This window comes from Pseudoxanthomonas sp. CF125, assembly GCF_900104085.1.
Lineage (GTDB): Bacteria > Pseudomonadota > Gammaproteobacteria > Xanthomonadales > Xanthomonadaceae > Pseudoxanthomonas_A.
Window position 1 is genome coordinate 14,566 of record NZ_FNLD01000002.1, and the last position, 17,194, is coordinate 31,759.

At 63.1% G+C, this 17,194-nt stretch carries 12 protein-coding genes; 7 read left to right on the forward strand and 5 right to left on the reverse strand.

Annotated features, from left to right (window positions below; genetic code table 11):
* Window positions 1–106 precede the first annotated feature (106 nt).
* Window positions 107–2,740, reverse strand: coding sequence for a NahK/ErcS family hybrid sensor histidine kinase/response regulator (locus tag BLR66_RS09485; protein ID WP_093284779.1), 2,634 nt, complete (start codon window positions 2,738–2,740; stop codon window positions 107–109).
* A gap of 234 nt (window positions 2,741–2,974) precedes the next feature.
* Between BLR66_RS09485 and BLR66_RS09490 the strand changes: the two genes are divergently transcribed.
* A complete protein-coding gene (locus BLR66_RS09490) occupies window positions 2,975–4,312 on the forward strand; it encodes a dicarboxylate/amino acid:cation symporter (protein ID WP_093284782.1) in 1,338 nt (445 codons plus the stop codon).
* Window positions 4,313–4,389: 77 nt separating this feature from the next.
* Entirely contained in the window at window positions 4,390–6,666 is a 2,277-nt protein-coding gene (locus BLR66_RS09495; protein ID WP_093284787.1) for an NADP-dependent malic enzyme, read from the forward strand.
* A gap of 150 nt (window positions 6,667–6,816) precedes the next feature.
* On the opposite strand, the gene BLR66_RS09500 is transcribed toward BLR66_RS09495, so the two are convergent.
* The 4 genes from BLR66_RS09500 to BLR66_RS09515 all read right to left on the reverse strand — a co-directional run bounded on the left by BLR66_RS09500 (window position 6,817) and on the right by BLR66_RS09515 (window position 10,219).
* Entirely contained in the window at window positions 6,817–7,212 is a 396-nt protein-coding gene (locus BLR66_RS09500; RefSeq protein ID WP_093284791.1) for an STAS domain-containing protein, read from the reverse strand.
* A 157-nt stretch (window positions 7,213–7,369) separates the two neighbouring features.
* Window positions 7,370–7,753 (reverse strand): STAS domain-containing protein, encoded by a 384-nt coding sequence (locus tag BLR66_RS09505; protein ID WP_093284795.1) that lies wholly within the window; start codon window positions 7,751–7,753, stop codon window positions 7,370–7,372.
* Window positions 7,750–8,202 carry an ATP-binding protein gene (locus tag BLR66_RS09510; protein WP_093284799.1) on the reverse strand — a complete coding sequence of 151 codons (453 nt, stop codon included), beginning with the start codon at window positions 8,200–8,202 and terminating at the stop codon, window positions 7,750–7,752. The genes BLR66_RS09505 and BLR66_RS09510 overlap by 4 nt, the downstream gene beginning before the upstream one ends.
* Window positions 8,174–10,219: a SpoIIE family protein phosphatase gene (locus BLR66_RS09515; protein WP_176943818.1), complete on the reverse strand. Its 2,046-nt coding sequence runs from the start codon at window positions 10,217–10,219 to the stop codon at window positions 8,174–8,176. The genes BLR66_RS09510 and BLR66_RS09515 overlap by 29 nt, the downstream gene beginning before the upstream one ends.
* A gap of 213 nt (window positions 10,220–10,432) precedes the next feature.
* Here BLR66_RS09515 and aceE point away from each other — a divergent pair, with 213 nt between their 5' ends.
* From aceE to BLR66_RS09540, 5 genes are all read left to right on the forward strand, one after another.
* Window positions 10,433–13,123 (forward strand): pyruvate dehydrogenase (acetyl-transferring), homodimeric type, encoded by a 2,691-nt coding sequence (gene aceE, locus BLR66_RS09520; protein WP_093284807.1) that lies wholly within the window; start codon window positions 10,433–10,435, stop codon window positions 13,121–13,123.
* A 261-nt stretch (window positions 13,124–13,384) separates the two neighbouring features.
* Window positions 13,385–14,089 carry a hypothetical protein gene (locus tag BLR66_RS09525; protein ID WP_093284811.1) on the forward strand — a complete coding sequence of 235 codons (705 nt, stop codon included), beginning with the start codon at window positions 13,385–13,387 and terminating at the stop codon, window positions 14,087–14,089.
* Window positions 14,052–15,212 (forward strand): helix-turn-helix domain-containing protein, encoded by a 1,161-nt coding sequence (locus tag BLR66_RS09530; protein ID WP_176943819.1) that lies wholly within the window; start codon window positions 14,052–14,054, stop codon window positions 15,210–15,212. Before BLR66_RS09525 ends, BLR66_RS09530 begins: the two co-directional genes overlap by 38 nt.
* Before the next feature lie 27 nt (window positions 15,213–15,239).
* Window positions 15,240–15,863: a type II toxin-antitoxin system toxin DNA ADP-ribosyl transferase DarT gene (locus BLR66_RS09535; protein WP_093284820.1), complete on the forward strand. Its 624-nt coding sequence runs from the start codon at window positions 15,240–15,242 to the stop codon at window positions 15,861–15,863.
* The gene (locus BLR66_RS09540) at window positions 15,863–16,951 is read left to right on the forward strand and encodes a type II toxin-antitoxin system antitoxin DNA ADP-ribosyl glycohydrolase DarG (protein WP_093284823.1); all 1,089 of its coding nucleotides are present in this window, start codon (window positions 15,863–15,865) and stop codon (window positions 16,949–16,951) included. The genes BLR66_RS09535 and BLR66_RS09540 overlap by 1 nt, the downstream gene beginning before the upstream one ends.
* Window positions 16,952–17,194 lie beyond the last annotated feature (243 nt).

Consider the following 17,194-nt stretch of genomic DNA (forward strand, 5'->3'; position numbering starts at 1 on the left):
ACGCACGGGATATCTGGCAGACCGCGCCGTCGGGGGCGTAGCCCCGACCTACGTGGCCGACGCGTGGGAATCGTGCATGGCGTGGTGTCGGGGGCGTAGCCCCGACCTACTGGCGCAATAGCATCTGGGTGATCAGCGCACGCAGCGCCGCCGGGCGGACCGGTTTGGGCAGATAGCCCCAGTCGTGCTGTCGTGCGATGGCGCGCACCGTGTCGTCCTGTTCGGCGGTCACCAGGATCACGATGGGTTCGCTACCCCAGCGTTCCACCAATTGGGGATACAGCTCCGGGCCGGTGGTGTCGCCCAGGCGCATGTCCAGCAGCAACAGGCGCGGCGCGGCGCCGGGTCGCGCGGCAGCCAACGCCTCGCCTGCGCCTGCGGCGAGTTCCACCCGGCAGGACCAGCGCTGCAGCAAAGCGCGGCTCGCTTCGCAGACGCGCGGATCGTCGTCGACGCACCAGACCATGCAGTCGCGCAGCTCCTGATCGTCGTCGGCCGCAGCGGCCTCGATGACAGGCGCGGCGACGGCGCCACTATCTCCCAGCGGCACCAGAACGCTGAAACAGCTGCCGCGACCCACGCTGGAGCGCAGGTCCACGCGGTGTCCCAGCAGGCGTGCGATGCGCTCCACGATGGCCAAGCCCAGGCCGGCGCCGCGATCGTCGCCTGCGCCGTCGTCCAGGCGCCGGAATTCCTCGAAGATTTCCTGTTGGCGCGCTTCGGGAATGCCCGGGCCGGTATCGTGCACTTCGATGCGCAAACCGCCCTCCACACGCCGGCAACCCAGCAGAATGCGGCCCTTCGGCGTGTAGCGCAGCGCGTTGGACAGGAAGTTCTGCAGGATGCGCCGCAACAGCGCTTCGTCGCTGCGCACCACGGCCTGCGTGCGTACCCAATCCAGGCGTAATCCGCGAGCGTGGGCCAGCATGCCGAACTCGCGCGCCAGCGTTTCCAGCAGCGGCGCCAGCGGGAAATCCCGCACGCGGGTTTCCAGCGCGCCCGATTCCAACCGGGAAATATCCAGCAGGCTGTTGAGGATGGCGTCCTGCGCGGCCAGCGCGTCCTCCACGTTGTCGGCCAACTGTCGCGCCTGCGGTTCCTGCAGCTTGTCGCGCATCGCCGACACGAACATGCGCGCAGCGTTCAGCGGTTGCAGCAGGTCGTGTACGGCGGCGGCGACGAAGCGGGTCTTGGAACGGTTGGCGTTCTCCGCTTCGCTTTTGGCCACGGCCAGATCGCGGGTGCGTTCGCCGATGCGGTGCTCCAGCGCGTCGGCCAGCGAACGCAGATCGCGCGCGGCCTGCTTGTAGGCGGTGATGTCGGCATAGCTGGTGACGAAGCCGCCGTCGGGCAAAGGGTTGCCGCGGATCTCGATCACCGTGCCATCGCTGCGTTCGCGTTCGTGCATGTGCGGCTTGCCGGAACGCAGGTGATCCAGCCGTCGCGCGATGGCTTCTTCGATCGGTCCCGGTCCCAGCAGGCCGCGGCGCGCGTTGTAGCGGAATACTTCCTCGATCGGCAGCCCGACATGGATGAAGCCGGCGGGGAATTTGAACAGTTCGATATAGCGGCGGTTCCAGGCCACCAGCCGCAGGTCGGCGTCGATCACGCAAACGCCTTGCGGCAGATGCTGCAGGCTGGGGCTTTCGCCGTAGTCGGCGCCGCCGGCGGCCTGCACCAGGCCGTCCTGCGCGGTGCGCAATTCGATGGCGTGCTGTTCGACCAGTTGCTGCAATTCCACCCGGCTGCGCTCGCGCAGGCGCGCCAGGCGCCGGCGCTGATGGACGGACAGCCACAGGAAGGCGGCCGCCAGCAGGCCGCCCGCCACCGCGATGGCGACCGTGCGCGCGGCGGCCGCCGAGGATCGGGTGCTGTGCAGCAGGTGCAGGGTCCAACCTTGTTCCGGCAACGCCTGCGAGAGCCAGATGTGTTCGCCCTGGCCGGGCAGGCGCACGCGGCGCACGCCGGGCGCGAACGCCTGCAGCTCGCGGTACTGCAGCAGGCGCTGCGGTACTTCGCCGTACTGGCGGGTGCGCGCCAGTTCGCTGCGTTCGCTCTCGCGCAAGGGGCGCAAGTCCAGGTAACGCCAGCGGTCGCGTCCGGACAGGAAGATCACCCCGTGCGCGTCGCTGACGAAGACCGGATCGGGCAGAGTGCGCCAGGCCGCTTCCAGTTCGTTGAACACCAGCTTCACCACCAGCACGCCCAGGGCTCGGCCCTGCGCATCGCGCACGGCTTGCGAAAGGAAGTAGCCCGGTACGCCCGTGGTGTAGCCCAGCGCGTAGAAATCGCCGGTGCCGTCGGCCATGGCCTGCTGGAAATACGGACGAAAGCCGTAATCGGTACCGACATTGCTGTTGGGCGTGCGCCAGTTGCTGGCGGCTATCGCCTTGCCGTTGCGGTCCAGCAAGGTCAGGGTGGAAGTGGTGGCGACGCCGTTGACCTGTTCCAGCTTTCGATTGAGCCGTTCGACGACGGCAGCGTCGCGGGTGTCGCCGGCCAGCGCATCGCGCACTTCCGGGTCCAGTGCCAGCACCGCCGGCAGCATGCGGTAGCGTTCGACGATGGCGTCCAGGGTGTCGCGGTGCAGGCGCAGCTGTTCGCGGGCCTGTTCGGCGCTGGCGCGCAGGCTGCGCTGTTCGGCCTGCCATGCCGCCAGCGCGCTCAGCAGGCCGATCGCCAGGGCGATGGCAAGCCCGGCCAACAGCAGGCGCAAACGGGGGCGGACGGAGGGAACCATGCGGGCATCTTCACATGCGGGGCGTGGCTTTTCTCCAGCGCGGGACAGCCATTCTGCCGGCTTGCGTTTGCGGGTAGGTCGGGGCTACGCCCCCGACGCACGGGAACCCTGCCTCCTCGCGCGTCGGGGACGTAGCCCCGACCTACTTTCCGGCGGCTAGTACCAATGCGTTATTGGTGCGGCGCCCGGACGCTGCCATTGTCGGCACCGTCATCGCCACCGGAGCGTTCCGCCATGCCTGCCAAATCCTCGCGGCTGTATCTGTGGGTCCTCTGCGCCATCGTGATAGGCGGCTTGATCGGCCACTTCGCGCCGGAAACCGGCGTTGCGCTCAAACCGCTTGGCGACGGCTTCATCTCGCTGATCAAGATGCTGATCGGGCCGATCATCTTCCTGACCGTGGTCATCGGTATCGCCGGCGTGGCCGACGTGAAGAAGGTGGGCCGCGTAGGCGCCAAGGCGATCCTCTATTTCGAAGTGGTCTCCACCTTCGCCCTGGCCATCGGTTTGCTGGTGGTCAATCTGTGGAAGCCGGGTGCCGGCTTCAACGTCGATCCGGCCACCCTGGACGCCGAGGCGGTGTCCAAGTACGCCGAAAAGGCGCACGAGCAGAGCACCGTCGACTTCCTGCTGCACATCATCCCCAAGACTTTCACCGAAGCCTTCACCGGCAACGGCGATCTGCTGCAGGTGCTGCTGCTGGCCTGCCTGTTCGGCTTCGCGCTGATGGCGGTGGGCGAAAAGGCCAAGCCGGTGCTGGGCATGTTCGATTCCCTTTCGCAGGTATTCTTCCGCATGATGGGCGTGATCATGCGGCTGGCGCCGATCGGCGCCGGCGCCGCCATGGCCTTCACCATCGGCAAGTACGGCGTGGACGCGCTGGGTCCGCTGATGAAGCTGATGGGCGGCTTCTACGCCACCTGCGCCATCTTCGTACTGCTGGTGCTGGGCACGGTGGCGCGCATCACCGGTTTCTCCATCCTCAAGTTCCTGCGCTACATCCGCGGCGAGCTGCTGCTGGTGCTGGGCACGTCCTCGTCCGAATCGGCGCTGGTGCCGCTGATGCAGAAGCTCGAAAAGCTGGGCTGCCCGAAATCGGTGGTCGGCCTGGTGGTGCCTAGCGGGTATTCGTTCAATCTGGACGGCACCAATATCTATCTGACCATGGCCGCGCTGTTCATCGCCCAGGCCATGAATATCGACCTGAGCCTGCCGCAACAGTTGACCCTGCTGCTGGTCGCCATGCTGACTTCCAAGGGTGCTTCGGGCGTGACCGGCGCCGGTTTCATCACCCTGGCGGCCACTCTGGCGGTGGTGCCATCGGTCCCGGTGGCGGGGCTTGCGCTGATCCTTGGCATCGACCGTTTCATGAGCGAGGCGCGCGCCATCACCAACATCATCGGCAATGGCGTGGCCACGCTGGTGGTATCCCGGTGGGAAGGCGAGCTGGACGTGGCGCGCTTGCGTGCCGAGCTGGACGCCGGCCCGGGCGGACTGATCGAAGCGCCCGAAGCGCTGGCGCACGGACCCTTTGCCGGTCCCGGCCAGGCCGTGCTGGGCGACGCGGACTGAACCCTACGGCAATGCGGCCACGGCCGCATTGCGTGCGATCCCGTAGAATCCTGGTCCAGCCCACGGATGATGTGTCGATGTCGAACGAAGAACTGAAACAGGCCGCCCTCGAGTACCACCGCGTATCGCCGCCGGGCAAGATCAAGATCTCGCCGACCAAGCCGATGGTGACCCAGCGCGACCTGGCGCTGGCGTATTCGCCGGGCGTGGCCTACGCCTGCGAGGCGATCGTCGAAGACCCCAACATGGCCAGCGAGATGACCGCGCGCGGCAACCTGGTCGCCGTGGTCACCAACGGCACCGCGGTGCTGGGCCTGGGCAACATCGGCCCGCTTGCTGGTAAACCAGTGATGGAAGGCAAGGGTGTGCTGTTCCAGAAGTTCGCCGGCATCGACGTGTTCGACATCGAGATCGACGAAAACGATCCGGACAAGCTGGTCGACATCATCGCCTCGCTGGAACCGACCTTCGGCGGCATCAATCTGGAAGACATCAAGGCGCCGGAATGCTTCATCGTCGAGCGCAAGCTGCGCGAGCGGATGAAGATTCCGGTCTTCCACGACGACCAGCACGGCACCGCGATCATCGTAGGCGCGGCGATCTACAACGCGCTGGAAGTGGTGGGCAAGGACATCGGCCAGGTGAAACTGGCCACCAGCGGCGCCGGCGCGGCCGGCATCGCCTGCCTGGACATGCTGGTGGCGCTGGGCCTGAAGCCGGAGAACATCCTGGCCGTGGACCGCGACGGCGTGCTCTACACCGGCCGCCCGCACCTGGACCCGGACAAGTCCCGCTACGCGCGCGACACCGACAAGCGCACTTTGGCCGACATCGTCGAAGGCGCCGACATCTTCCTGGGCCTGTCCGCCGCCGGCGTGCTGAAGCCGGAGATGGTGGCGACCATGGCCGACCGGCCGATCATCCTGGCCCTGGCCAATCCCAACCCGGAGATCCTGCCGGAACACGCCAAGGCCGTGCGCCCGGACTGCATCATCGCCACCGGCCGCTCGGACTATCCGAACCAGGTCAACAACGCGCTGTGCTTCCCCTACATCTTCCGCGGCGCGCTGGACGTCGGCGCCACCGTCATCAACGAGGCGATGAAGACCGCCTGCGTCAAGGCCATCGCCGCGCTCGCAAGGCGCGAGGCTTCGGACCTGGGCGCCGCTTACGGCGACGAGATTCCCTGCTTCGGTCCCGAATACCTGATCCCGCGTCCGTTCGACCCGCGCCTGCTGGTGGAACTGGCCGGCGCAGTGGCGCAGGCGGCGATGGATTCGGGCGTGGCCCTGCGTCCGATCGCCGACATGGCCGCCTACCGCGAGAAGCTGGGCCAGTTCGTCTACCGCACCAGCCTGATGATGAAGCCGGTCTACGACCGCGCCCGCGCCGACGTCAAGCGCGTGGTGTATGCCGAAGGCGAAGAGGAAGTGGTGTTGCGCGCGGTGCAGACGGTGATCGACGAAGGCCTGGCCTTCCCGATCCTGATCGGCCGCCCGGACGTGATCCAGACCCGCATCGACCGCCTGGGCCTGCGCATGCGCGAGGGCGTGGATTTCGAACTCACCAACCAGGACGACGATCCGCGCTTCAACGACTATTGGCAGTACTACCACGCGTTGACCGAACGCCGCGGCGTCACTCCGGCCGCGGCCAAGAACCTGATGCGCTCGCGCCCGACCCTGATCGCGGCGGTGATGGTGGCCCGCGGCGAAGCCGACGCGCTGGTCAGCGGCATGGTGGGGCGCTTCCACAAGAAGCTGGGCTACGTGCGCAGCGTGATTCCGCTGGATCCGGGCGTGCAGTCGACCTCGGCCATGACCGGGGTGATCAACAACCAGGGCGCGTATTTCTTCCTGGACACCCACGTGCAGGACGACCCGACCGCCGAGCAGATCGCCGAGGCCACGCTGCAGGCGACCTATCGTTTGAAGCTGTTCGGCATCGAACCGAAGGTGGCGCTGCTGTCGCACTCCAACTTCGGCAGCCACGACACGCCGGGCGCGCAGAAGATGCGCAAGGTGCGGGCGCTGCTGCGCGAGCGCATGCCCAAGCTGGAGATGGACGGCGAGATGCAGGGCGACACCGCCTGGGACGAAGTGCTGCGCAAGCGCATGATGCCCAACACCACGCTGACCGGACGCGCCAATCTGTTCGTGCTGCCGAATATCGATGCGGCCAACATCACCTACAACATGGTGCGGGTGATGACCGACGGCGTGGCCATCGGCCCGATCCTGATGGGCATCTCCAAGCCAGTGCATATCCTCACCAGCAGCGCCACGCCGCGGCGGGTGGTGAACATGACGGCGATTGCGGCGGTGGATGCGCAGATACGGGCGCAGCAGAAATAAGCTCTCCCTTCTCCCTGCGGGAGAAGAGCCTGCCCCGTACTCGATACGGGGTGGCGCGCAGCGGCGGATGAGGGTACGGCGCGAGCGCAGAGATTTGGATGCTCCGTACCCTCACCCCAACCCCTCTCCCAATGGGAGAGGGGCTAAAGCTCAAGCCTCATCCTCCCCATGCAGCATCTCCCGCTGCAGCTTGTCGATATAAGCATCGGCCTCGGCGGTGCTGGGGAAGATATCGCCCAGCGGCACCGCCTGCACCATGTCCAGCACCTTGCGGATCTGCGCCTGCGGATTGACCGCCAGCACCTTGCCGCCGGGCGCCAGGGTCTTGCGCGCCTGCAGGATGGAGCGGATGCCGGCGCTGCTGATGTAGTCCAGGTGCGACAGGTCCATCACCAGCACCATCGTGGGCTTGGCGGCAGCCAGCAACGGCTCCAGCGCATCGTCCAGCTGTTCGTAGGTATTGGTGTCCAGACGCCCGCTCAGCACCAGGTACTGATTACCGTTGACCGGCGGATAGATCGCGATATCCAGGCTCACTGCAGACATCCCCTGCAAGCATGATCGTGGGAGCGGCGTCCCGCCGCGAGCTTTTGGCTTTCCCGGTCGATTGAAGAGCTCGCGGCGGGACGCCGCTCCCACAGGCGCCGCTCCCACAGACGCCGCTCCCACAGAGGCTGCTTCCAGGGTGGAGTCGGGGCGGGCATCAGTCTTCCTCATCGCCTTGCAGCACTTTGCGCTGCATCGCATCCAGATAGGCGTCGGCTTCGGCGGTGGAAGAGAAAATCTCGTTCAACGGCACCGCCTTGACCACATCGAATACTTTCTGGATCTGCGCCTGCGGATTGACCACCAGCACCTTGCCGCCATGCCCACCCAATGCCTTGCGCGCCTTGAAGATGGAACGGATGCCGGCACTGCTGATGTATTCCAGCCCGGCCAGGTCCAGCACCAGCGATTGCAGGTCGCCGGTCAGCAACGGCGCCAGCTTCTCGTCCAGGCTTTCATAGGTATTGGTGTCCAGGCGTCCGGCCAGGACCACACGCTGGCTCCCCCTGGTGGCGGGAAGGATCTGGATGTCCAGGCTCATGACGATGTCTCCGTGGCGGGAATGCGCAGGCTGACGCGCAGCAGGTTGGCGCCGTCGATGCGGCGGTAGTGGGTTTCCTGGGCGATCTGCCGGATCAGGTACAGGCCCAGCCCGCCAATGGGGCGGTCCATGATGTCGGCCTCCAGGTCGGGCAGTGCGGCCGACAGCGGGTCGAACGGCGCGCCCTCGTCGCGGAACTCCAGAGTCAGCAGGCCGCCGGCGATGGCGATATTGACCGACAGCTCGTACTGGCCGACGCCCTTGCCCTCGATGCTGCTGCCGTCGGCGCCGCCGTAGGCGATCGCGTTGCTGGCCAGCTCTTCCACGATCAGGCGCACGTCGCCGCGCACGCCCGCATCGATGCCGTGCCGTTTCAGCACTGCTTCCAGCGAGGTGTTGAGGTCCTCCACGCGGGCGTGCTCACCCGGGACGATCAGACGTATCAGCATTCGCACTCTCCTCGGTGGTGGCGGACGGCGTGGTTTCGGGCATCGTTTCCGACGCTTCCGTCCGCTGGCTCAATCGTATCGCCAGCACGGTGATGTCGTCCGATTGCGGCGCGGCGCCGGCGAAGCGGTGCACTTCGGCGATCAGCCGCCGGCAATTGTCCTGCGCACTGTAGCCGGGACGCAGCGCGGCCAGCAGGCGTTCGCTGCCATAGGCCTGGTTGTCCGCATCGAAGGCCTCGGTGACGCCGTCGGTGTAGGCGATCAGGCTGGCGTCGGCTTGCAGTCTTCCATGCCACAGCGGAAAGCGGCTGCTGACTTCGAAACCCAGCGGCGGTCCGGTTTCGAAGGCGATGGTTTCCACCCGCCCGTCGGCGTGCAGCAGCAGCGGCGATTCGTGGCCCGCGCTGGCCAGCGTGAACTGGCCGTCGCGCAGGTCGATGCGGCCGCACAGCACGGTGGCGAACATGCAGGTGTCGTTGCCCTCCACCAGGCGCCGCGAAGCTTCGGCCAGCACCTGGTCGGGCGAAGAGCACGAACGCGCCGCCACTTCCAGCACGGTCATGGTACGGGCCATGAACAGCGCCGCCGGCACGCCCTTGTCGGAGACATCGCCGATCGCGAACCACAGCTCGCCGTTGGCGCGCTCGATGAAGGTGTAGAAATCCCCGCCCACCGCCTTGGCCGCTTCCAGCATCGCGTAGGCCTCCAGGCGTGCGTGGCCGCGTTCTATCACGCGTGCGGGCGGAAGCATCGCCAACTGGATATCGCGGGCGATGGACAGTTCGCTCTCCAGTTTCTGCCGCGCCGCGCCCATTTCGCCTATTTCCACCAGTTGTCGCTGGATGGAAGTGCGCGCGTGCTCCAGGGTGCGCGCCATGCGTCCGACCTCGTCGCTGCGCCCGGTATGCGGCACCGGCCAGTCGTAGTCGCCCTGGGCCAGACGGGTGGTGGATTCGGCCAGGTGCTCCACCGGCCGGCTGATCCGCTTGGCCAGGCGCCGCACCACCAGCATCGAAATCAGCGCCAGCAGCAAGCCGACGGCGGCCAGCTGCCACAGCGCCTGGTTCAACCGGGCCACGATCAGCTGGTAGGACTGCGCCACCAGCAGCGACCAGCCGCTATCGCCGATCGGTTCGACCACGGTGTAACGCCGTTCGCCGCTGCGCGTGTCCTGATGGCTGAACTGACCTGCCTGGCGCAATCGCACTGCGTTCGCTGCGCCGGCCAGGTCGGTGCGGCCGCTGCGCCGGATGTACTCGTCCAGCGTCGTCGTCAATGCCACTCCGGGCTCGGGATTGGCGGCCAGGGTGCCGCCCGGCGCCACCAGCGACACCCGCCAGCCGGGCAGGTTGGCCAGCGATTCGAAGTGGTCGGTCAGCGTGGTCAGCGGCAGGTCCAGGCTGACCATGCCGCGCGCGCTGCCGCCGCGGGCGGTCGGGCGCAGGGGCAGGTTGTAGGTGACCATCCACACCCCGCCGGCGGTTTCGTTGCGGTAAGGCTCCGACCACCAGCCGCCGCCCGCAGCCAGGGTGCGTTGGTACCACTTCTGGCTGCGGTAGTCGTAGCCATCGGCCAGCAGGTCGCGGTCGCTGCCGTCGGCGGCGATGTAGCGCGCGTAACCCAGTTCCGCTTGCCCATGCACCGGCTCCAGCACCAGCAGCGCGCCGTTGGCGCCGGGAGTGGCCCGGACCATGGCCCGCAGCGTGGCGGTGAGTTCGTCCGGATCCAGGGTGGAGGCGGCCACCAGGTCGGTCAGGCCGGTGGTGGTGATGGTCACCGAATGCATCTGCACGGCCAGGCGCTGCGCCGCTTCCTGGGCGCTGGCGCTGGTGTTGCGCTTGGCGTCGTCCAGGATCATGTCGCGGGCCAGCCAGGCGATGGCCGCGGTCACCAGCAACAGCAGCACCACGTTGAGCGCACCGGACCAAAGGGCGATTTTCGTGCGCAGGCTGCCGCGCCAACGCACAGCGTCGGCAGGCGCTGTACTGTTGCGCTGCTGTGAACCAGCTCCGGACATGCCGGTATCCCGTGAATCCCCCAGCCCGATCATATGCTGCCGGCCGCAACTAATGTGAGACGGGCGCGGGCGTTTCCGCGACGGTCCGTGGAACAGGGCGTGCCGTTTCCATACGCAGGCGTAGCGAGGCCGTTTTACAGTGCCTGCGTTACACTCGCGAGCTCACAAAAAAACGACTACGCCATGCCCGGCATGGCCCCCACGGGAGTGGTAATGAACTGGTTGAACGACATGTTGCAGAGCGATCCGGACCCGCAGGAAACCCGCGAGTGGGTCGATTCCATCAAGGCAGTGATAGACGCCGAAGGCCCGCTGCGGGCGCACCAGCTGCTGGAAGGCATGGTGGAACTGACCCGCCGTTCCGGCGCGTTCCTGCCGTTCTCGCCCACCACCGAATACGTCAACACCATTGCCCCGGCGCTTGAAGCCAAGTCCCCGGGCGATGCGGCCATCGAATGGCGCCTGCGCTCGATCATCCGCTGGAACGCCATGGCCACCGTGGTCCGGGCCAACCGCAAGCCGGGCGATCTGGGCGGCCACATCGCCAGCTTCGCCTCCAGCGCCACGCTCTACGACGTGGGCTTCAACCATTTCTGGCGCGCCCCGTCGGAAAACCACCCCGGCGACCTGCTGTTCGTGCAGGGCCACTCCTCGCCCGGCATCTACGCGCGCTCGTTCCTGGAAGGCCGCATCAGCGAGGCCCAGCTGGACAACTTCCGCATGGAAGTCGACGGCCACGGCATTTCTTCCTATCCGCACCCCTGGCTGATGCCCGATTACTGGCAGACCCCCACCGTGTCGATGGGCCTGGGCCCGCTGGCGGCGATCTACCAGGCGCAGTTCATGAAGTACCTGGAGCACCGCGGCCTGATCGAGAAGTCCGACCGCAAGGTCTGGTGCTTCATGGGCGACGGCGAGTCGGACGAACCCGAAAGCCTGGGCGCCATCGCGCTGGCCGGCCGCGAAGGCCTGGATAACCTCGTCTTCGTGGTCAATTGCAACCTGCAGCGCCTGGACGGCCCGGTGCGCGGCAACGGCAAGATCATCCAGGAGCTGGAAGGCGTGTTCCGCGGTGGCGGCTGGAATGTGATCAAGCTGCTGTGGGGCAGCTACTGGGATCCGCTCCTGGCCCGCGACACCGACGGCGTGCTGAAGAAGCTGATGATGGAAACCGTCGACGGCGAGTACCAGAACTGCAAGGCCTTCGGCGGCAAGTACACGCGCGAGAATTTCTTCAACAAGTATCCGGAAACGGCGGCCATGGTGGCCAATCTTTCCGACGACGACATCTGGCGCCTGAACCGCGGCGGCCACGATCCGCACAAGGTCTACGCGGCCTACCACCAGGCGGTCAACACCAAGGGCATGCCCACGGTGATCTTGGCCAAGACGGTGAAGGGTTACGGCATGGGCGCGGCGGGCGAATCGCTCAACCCCACCCACCAGACCAAGAAGCTGGACGACGAAACGGTCAAGATCTTCCGCGACCGTTTCAACATTCCGGTCACCGATGCACAGCTGGCCGACGGCAAGATTCCGTTCTACCACCCGGGTGAGGACTCGGTGGAAGTGCAGTACCTCAAGGAACGCCGCGCGGCATTGGGCGGTTACCTGCCGCAGCGCCGCCGCAAGGCCAGCGAGTCGTTCGAGACGCCCAAGCTGGAAGTGTTCGACCGTTTGTTGAAGTCCAGCGGCGAGCGCGAAATCTCCACCACCATGGCGTTCGTGCAGACGCTCAACATCGCCCTGCGCGACAAGCAGCTGGGGCCGCGCATCGTGCCCATCGTGGCCGATGAGGCACGCACCTTCGGTATGGAAGGCATGTTCCGGCAGATCGGCATCTATGCGCCGTTCGGGCAGAAGTACAAGCCGGTCGATGCCGACCAGCTGATGTACTACCGCGAAGACCAGAGCGGCCAGGTGCTGCAGCAGGGCATCAGCGAGCCGGGCGCTATCTCTTCGTGGATGGCCGCCGGCACCAGTTATTCGGTCAGCAACGTGCCCATGCTGCCGTTCTACATCTACTACTCCATGTTCGGCTTCCAGCGCGTGGGCGACATCGCCTGGCAGGCGGCGGACATGCGCACGCGCGGCTTCCTGCTGGGCGGTACGGCCGGGCGCACCACGCTCAATGGCGAGGGCCTGCAGCACGAGGACGGCTTCAGCCATCTGATCGCCGGTTCCATTCCCAACTGCCGCAGTTACGACCCGACCTTCGGTTTCGAGGTCACGGTCATCCTGCAGCACGGCATGCAGAAGATGATGCAGGAGCAGGTGGACGAGTATTACTACCTGACCCTGATGAACGAAAACTACACCCATCCGGACATGCCGGAAGGTGCGGCCGAGGGCATCATCAAGGGCATGTATCTGTTGAAGGATGCGGGCAAGCCAAAGAAGGGCGAGCTGCGCGTGCAGTTGCTGGGCAGCGGCACCATCCTGCGCGAGGCGATTGCGGCGGCGGAGCTGCTGGACAAGGATTTCGGCGTCAGCGCCGACATCTGGTCCTGCCCCAGCTTCAACGAGCTGCGCCGCGATGGTTTCGATGTGGAGCGTTGGAACCGGTTGAACCCGGAAGCCAAGGCCCCGCGCAAGGCCTATGTCACCGAACTGCTGGAAGGCCGCCAGGGTCCGGTCGTCGCCGCCACCGACTACGTGCGTGCCTATGCCGACCAGATCCGTGCGTTCGTGCCGCAGAAGTACACGGTGCTGGGCACGGATGGCTTCGGCCGTTCGGATACGCGTGCCAACCTGCGGCGGTTCTTCGAGGTCGACCGCTACTACATCGCGCATGCGGCTATTGCGGCGCTGGCGGCGGACGGCAAGATGACTGGCAAGGATGTGGCCAGGGCTATCAAGCAGTACAAGATTGATGTGGAGAAGGTTAATCCGGTTGGGGTTTGAGTTTCAGGGTCACGTAGGACACGAAAGGGACCGATTGGTCCCTTTCGTATTTGGGAAACCCAGCGCTTCGCTTAGTCAGTGCGCGTATTTGAGCATTGTCGCTGACCACAAAAAACCGAAGGCAAGTGTGGTGGGCGGGGAGGGACCGCGGATTTTGCCTGCTCGCTTACCAAACTCGTAGGCGAACGGTTTAATGGTGCTTGACAAATCCTATAAATCTCTCTAAAACGACTTTACAAATCCTATTTTGAGCTCATTCAAATGACTGTATTTGTTAAGCCGTCCGATGTCGCTGCGGAATTTGCCGAGGGCCGACTAGAGAGCTTGGCTTCGGTCATGCTTGACAGGCTCGATTGTGCGCTGGCCGTCACGAATACCGAAGATGACTGTTCCTACTCTCGCGGCGCATTGTCCTGGGCAAGGATCCGTAATGCTTTGAAGCGGATGGCCAACAGCGGCGATCACGATTGGCTGTCCATTCTCCATGGTGGCAACGACCTGGTGCTGGGCATTGGCGGCAGGCCAGTACGGTTCTTTCTGGACGATCATTTGGCCCCCAAACGCGATCGGGTGCTTAACCCGACAGAGGGCGAAACCTGCCAGTTGCATTTCAACTTCGGCCTAGAAGCTGACCTGGTTCCCCATCTATGGCGGTTCATTGTCGAAAAAGCGGTCACCGATCAAGAGGCAAGCCGCGTTTTCTTTGTAGGCTACAACAGCTCGGGCGCGGTAGTGGCCCAGTGGGAATACGGAGCCATCGCTATCGCTGAGGTGGAGGATGTGGAAGGCGATTTCGCCGCCGTTGAGTTGCCGCAAATCGCGTTGGCTCCGATCTATGGCGAGGAAGCGCTGGAAGATCAAGAGGCAGAAGAAGAGAGCGCCGCAGAGCGAATGGACGTTGTAGGCAACAACCTTGAGGAGCCGAATGATGACAATGACTCAGATTTTGAGGAAAAAGCTGGATAGTCCGTTTATCGGTGAACAGCTTAGGCTCGCTCGTCACTACTGGGGAAGAACGCTCAACGAAGTCGCTGAGCAGATCGGCACTTCGAGGCAGTATGTGTCACAGCTGGAGTCCGGAAAAGCCAATCCGCAGCGCGGCGATGCCGTCGTTGATATGTTGGCGCAGTATCTGTGCGTGAATGAAGCTTTCTTTTTTGACCGGGCCTACCGCCCAGTGGCTGAAGAGCAAGCGCATTTCAGAAAGCTCGCAAGCACCAAGGCTTCAAGCAAGCATAAGGTGCTGGCGCGGGCAGCTGTGTTGGATCGGGTGATCGCGTTTGTAGAAACGAGAGTGCGCCTGCCTACCATCGATTTTCCGGACCTGTCTTCAATCCACCATGCCGAAGGTCCCGAGGCTGCGGCCCAAATGCTGCGCGAGCGTTGGGGCTTAGGCAATGGGCCGATAGCCAACATGGTGCGTGTGGTTGAACGCGCCGGAGCCGTGGTCGCCTTTTTCCGCGATGCCTCAGCAGAAGTCGACGCGTTGTCGTTCGTGGGGAAGCGTCCGGTGGTAATTCGCAACGAGGCCAAAATTAGCCCGTTTAGGATGCGGTTCGACATCGCTCATGAGCTGGGCCACCTGATTCTACATGAGGGACATGTCACCGGCGACCATAAATCTGAGAAAGAGGCGAATCAGTTTGCTTCTGCGTTCCTGATGCCTGCTGTGGCATTCAAGTCAATGTTCAAGCTTCGTGGTGATCGGATAGATTGGTCAGTGATTCGCGAGATAAAATTGAAGTTTCTGGTTAGTAAGGCGGCCGTACTTTATCGCGCCAAGTCGCTAGGTTTGCTGGATGAGTTGCGCTACAAGAGTGCTGTGATTGCGTTACGAAACAAGGGTGAAAAGTTAGAGGAGGCCGAGGATCGTTGGCAAGAGATGGAGAAAGCTGAGGTTCTCGGCCAGGCATTGAAGGTTATTCGCGATAGTCATTCGATGCCGGTTGATGCGTTGATTTCGAGGCTTAATGTTTCCCTGGATTTTCTGGCGGAAGTATTTCCGATGCCTGCGTGGGAGCCTGTACCACCGGTAGGTGGTCCGATTAGGCTCATCAGCTCACACGGCGTAGTTGTTGATGACCGGTAAGACCATAAGGATTGGAAGGATCTATCAGTGACGCTCGACATCAATAATGTTCAGGCATATCACATCACCGATATTGAGAATCTTCCTGGCATATTTGCGTCCGGCGGGCTTCTATCTGATTTGGCCCTTGGCCCCACAGCCCATTCGGTTATAGGTTATTCCCACATCAAGCAGAGAAGAATGACGGTCCTTCGGGTTCCTTGTTGTACTGGTCAACCTTTTGTGGGAGCGTTCGTTCCATTTTATTACTGCCCACGTTCCCCGATGCTCTTCACAGTAAACAAAGGATCAACCGGTAAACCTGCGGGATGTCAGGGTAGTATTGTTCACCTAGTCACCAATGTTTCCGTACTAACGAGTCTTGGCTCAGAATGGGCGATAAGCGATGGCAATGCAGGGGCTGCTCATGCGCTATTCGCAAATTCACTAACTGCTTTGAAGAAGCTCGATTGGGCCGCGATCAGAACAAGCTCCTGGGCTCAGGTGATGCACCAAAAGGCAGCGGAGTTTTTGGTGCGTGACTTTGTTCCCTGGAATGCAGTTCAGTCGATTGGGTGCTTTGATGCGGGCGCGGTCGCCAAAGTAACCGCCTTACTTACAAATACGCCACACCGTCCCTTAGTTTCCGTCCAAAGAGCGTGGTACTACTAATGGAAATCGCACACGGAAATTTATTGCACGCGGACGTGCAAGCACTGGTCAACACGGTGAACACCGAGGGTGTTATGGGCAAAGGCATTGCATTGCAGTTTAAGCGCGCCTACCCAGAAGCCTATGACGTGTATAGAGAAGCCTGCAAAGCCGGAGCAGTGACTCTCGGAAAGATGCATATCGTCGATTTGGGCGGGCTGGCGGGTGGGCCACGTTACATAATTAATTTCCCCACCAAGGCGCATTGGAAGTCGAAAAGTAAGTTGACCGACATCCAGAAAGGTCTGGAAGACCTCGTGATACAGGTACAGACACATTCAATTAAGTCCCTAGCCATTCCTCCTTTGGGGTGTGGTCATGGCGGGCTCGAGTGGAGCCAGGTGCGGCCATTGATTTTCGCCGCCTTTGAGCAGATCCCTGCGGTCAAGGCGGTGGTCTACCCGCCTGATGGCGCACCTGCTGCGGCAGAGATGCCTAACAAAACCGAGCGCCCCAAGATGTCGATTGGACGGGCAGCGTTAATCGCGTTGATGAGCAAATATAAGGGCGCTCAGCTTGCTCCGATCATACGGCTGCTCGAAGTGCACAAATTGATGTACTTCTTGCAGGAGTCGGGTGAGCCACTGCGACTAGACTATTCCGCGCAGCAGTACGGGCCCTATGCGTCAAACCTTCGCCATGTGCTGAGCAAGGTAGAGGGCCACTGGCTCACGGGTTACGGTGACGGTCAAGACTCGCCCCAGAAGGAGTTGGATCTGCTGGAAGGCGCGGATGTGGAGGCTTTCGATTTTCTTTCGGAGCGATTCGACACTCTCGATAGAATGGAAAGAGTCGCCCATCTAATAGAAGGATATGAAGATCCCTATGGACTGGAGCTATTAGCGACGGTGCACTGGGTTCTTTGCCACGATGAGTCAGCTAACGATTCAGCGGATATGGCGGTAAAGGCAGTGCATGCTTGGAATACTAGGAAGGCCTCGACGATGAAGCCGGAGCATATTGCCAGCGCTTGGAATCGCTTGAGAGAGCATCGTTGGGATACTGAGTCGCGGAGCGCATTGAAGCGATCGCGAGCATCGTCTTTATAAAAGGCGTGGCTTAATCCGCGGTTATGCAAGCATAGCTGCGGCCGTAAGTTGCTCTCCAAATCGCTTAACCCAAAAAAGGAAAGGGTCAAATTAACCCAAGCGTTCCTTTTTTTGTATCAAAATGGTTAGCGGGCTGAAAAAGGGGTCAGAGTACATATTTGTTTTAAACAGATATGTACTCTGACCCCTTTCCTTCTTTGACCTGCGGTCCTCAACAGACAAGGCCTGTATGCGGGGCCTTGT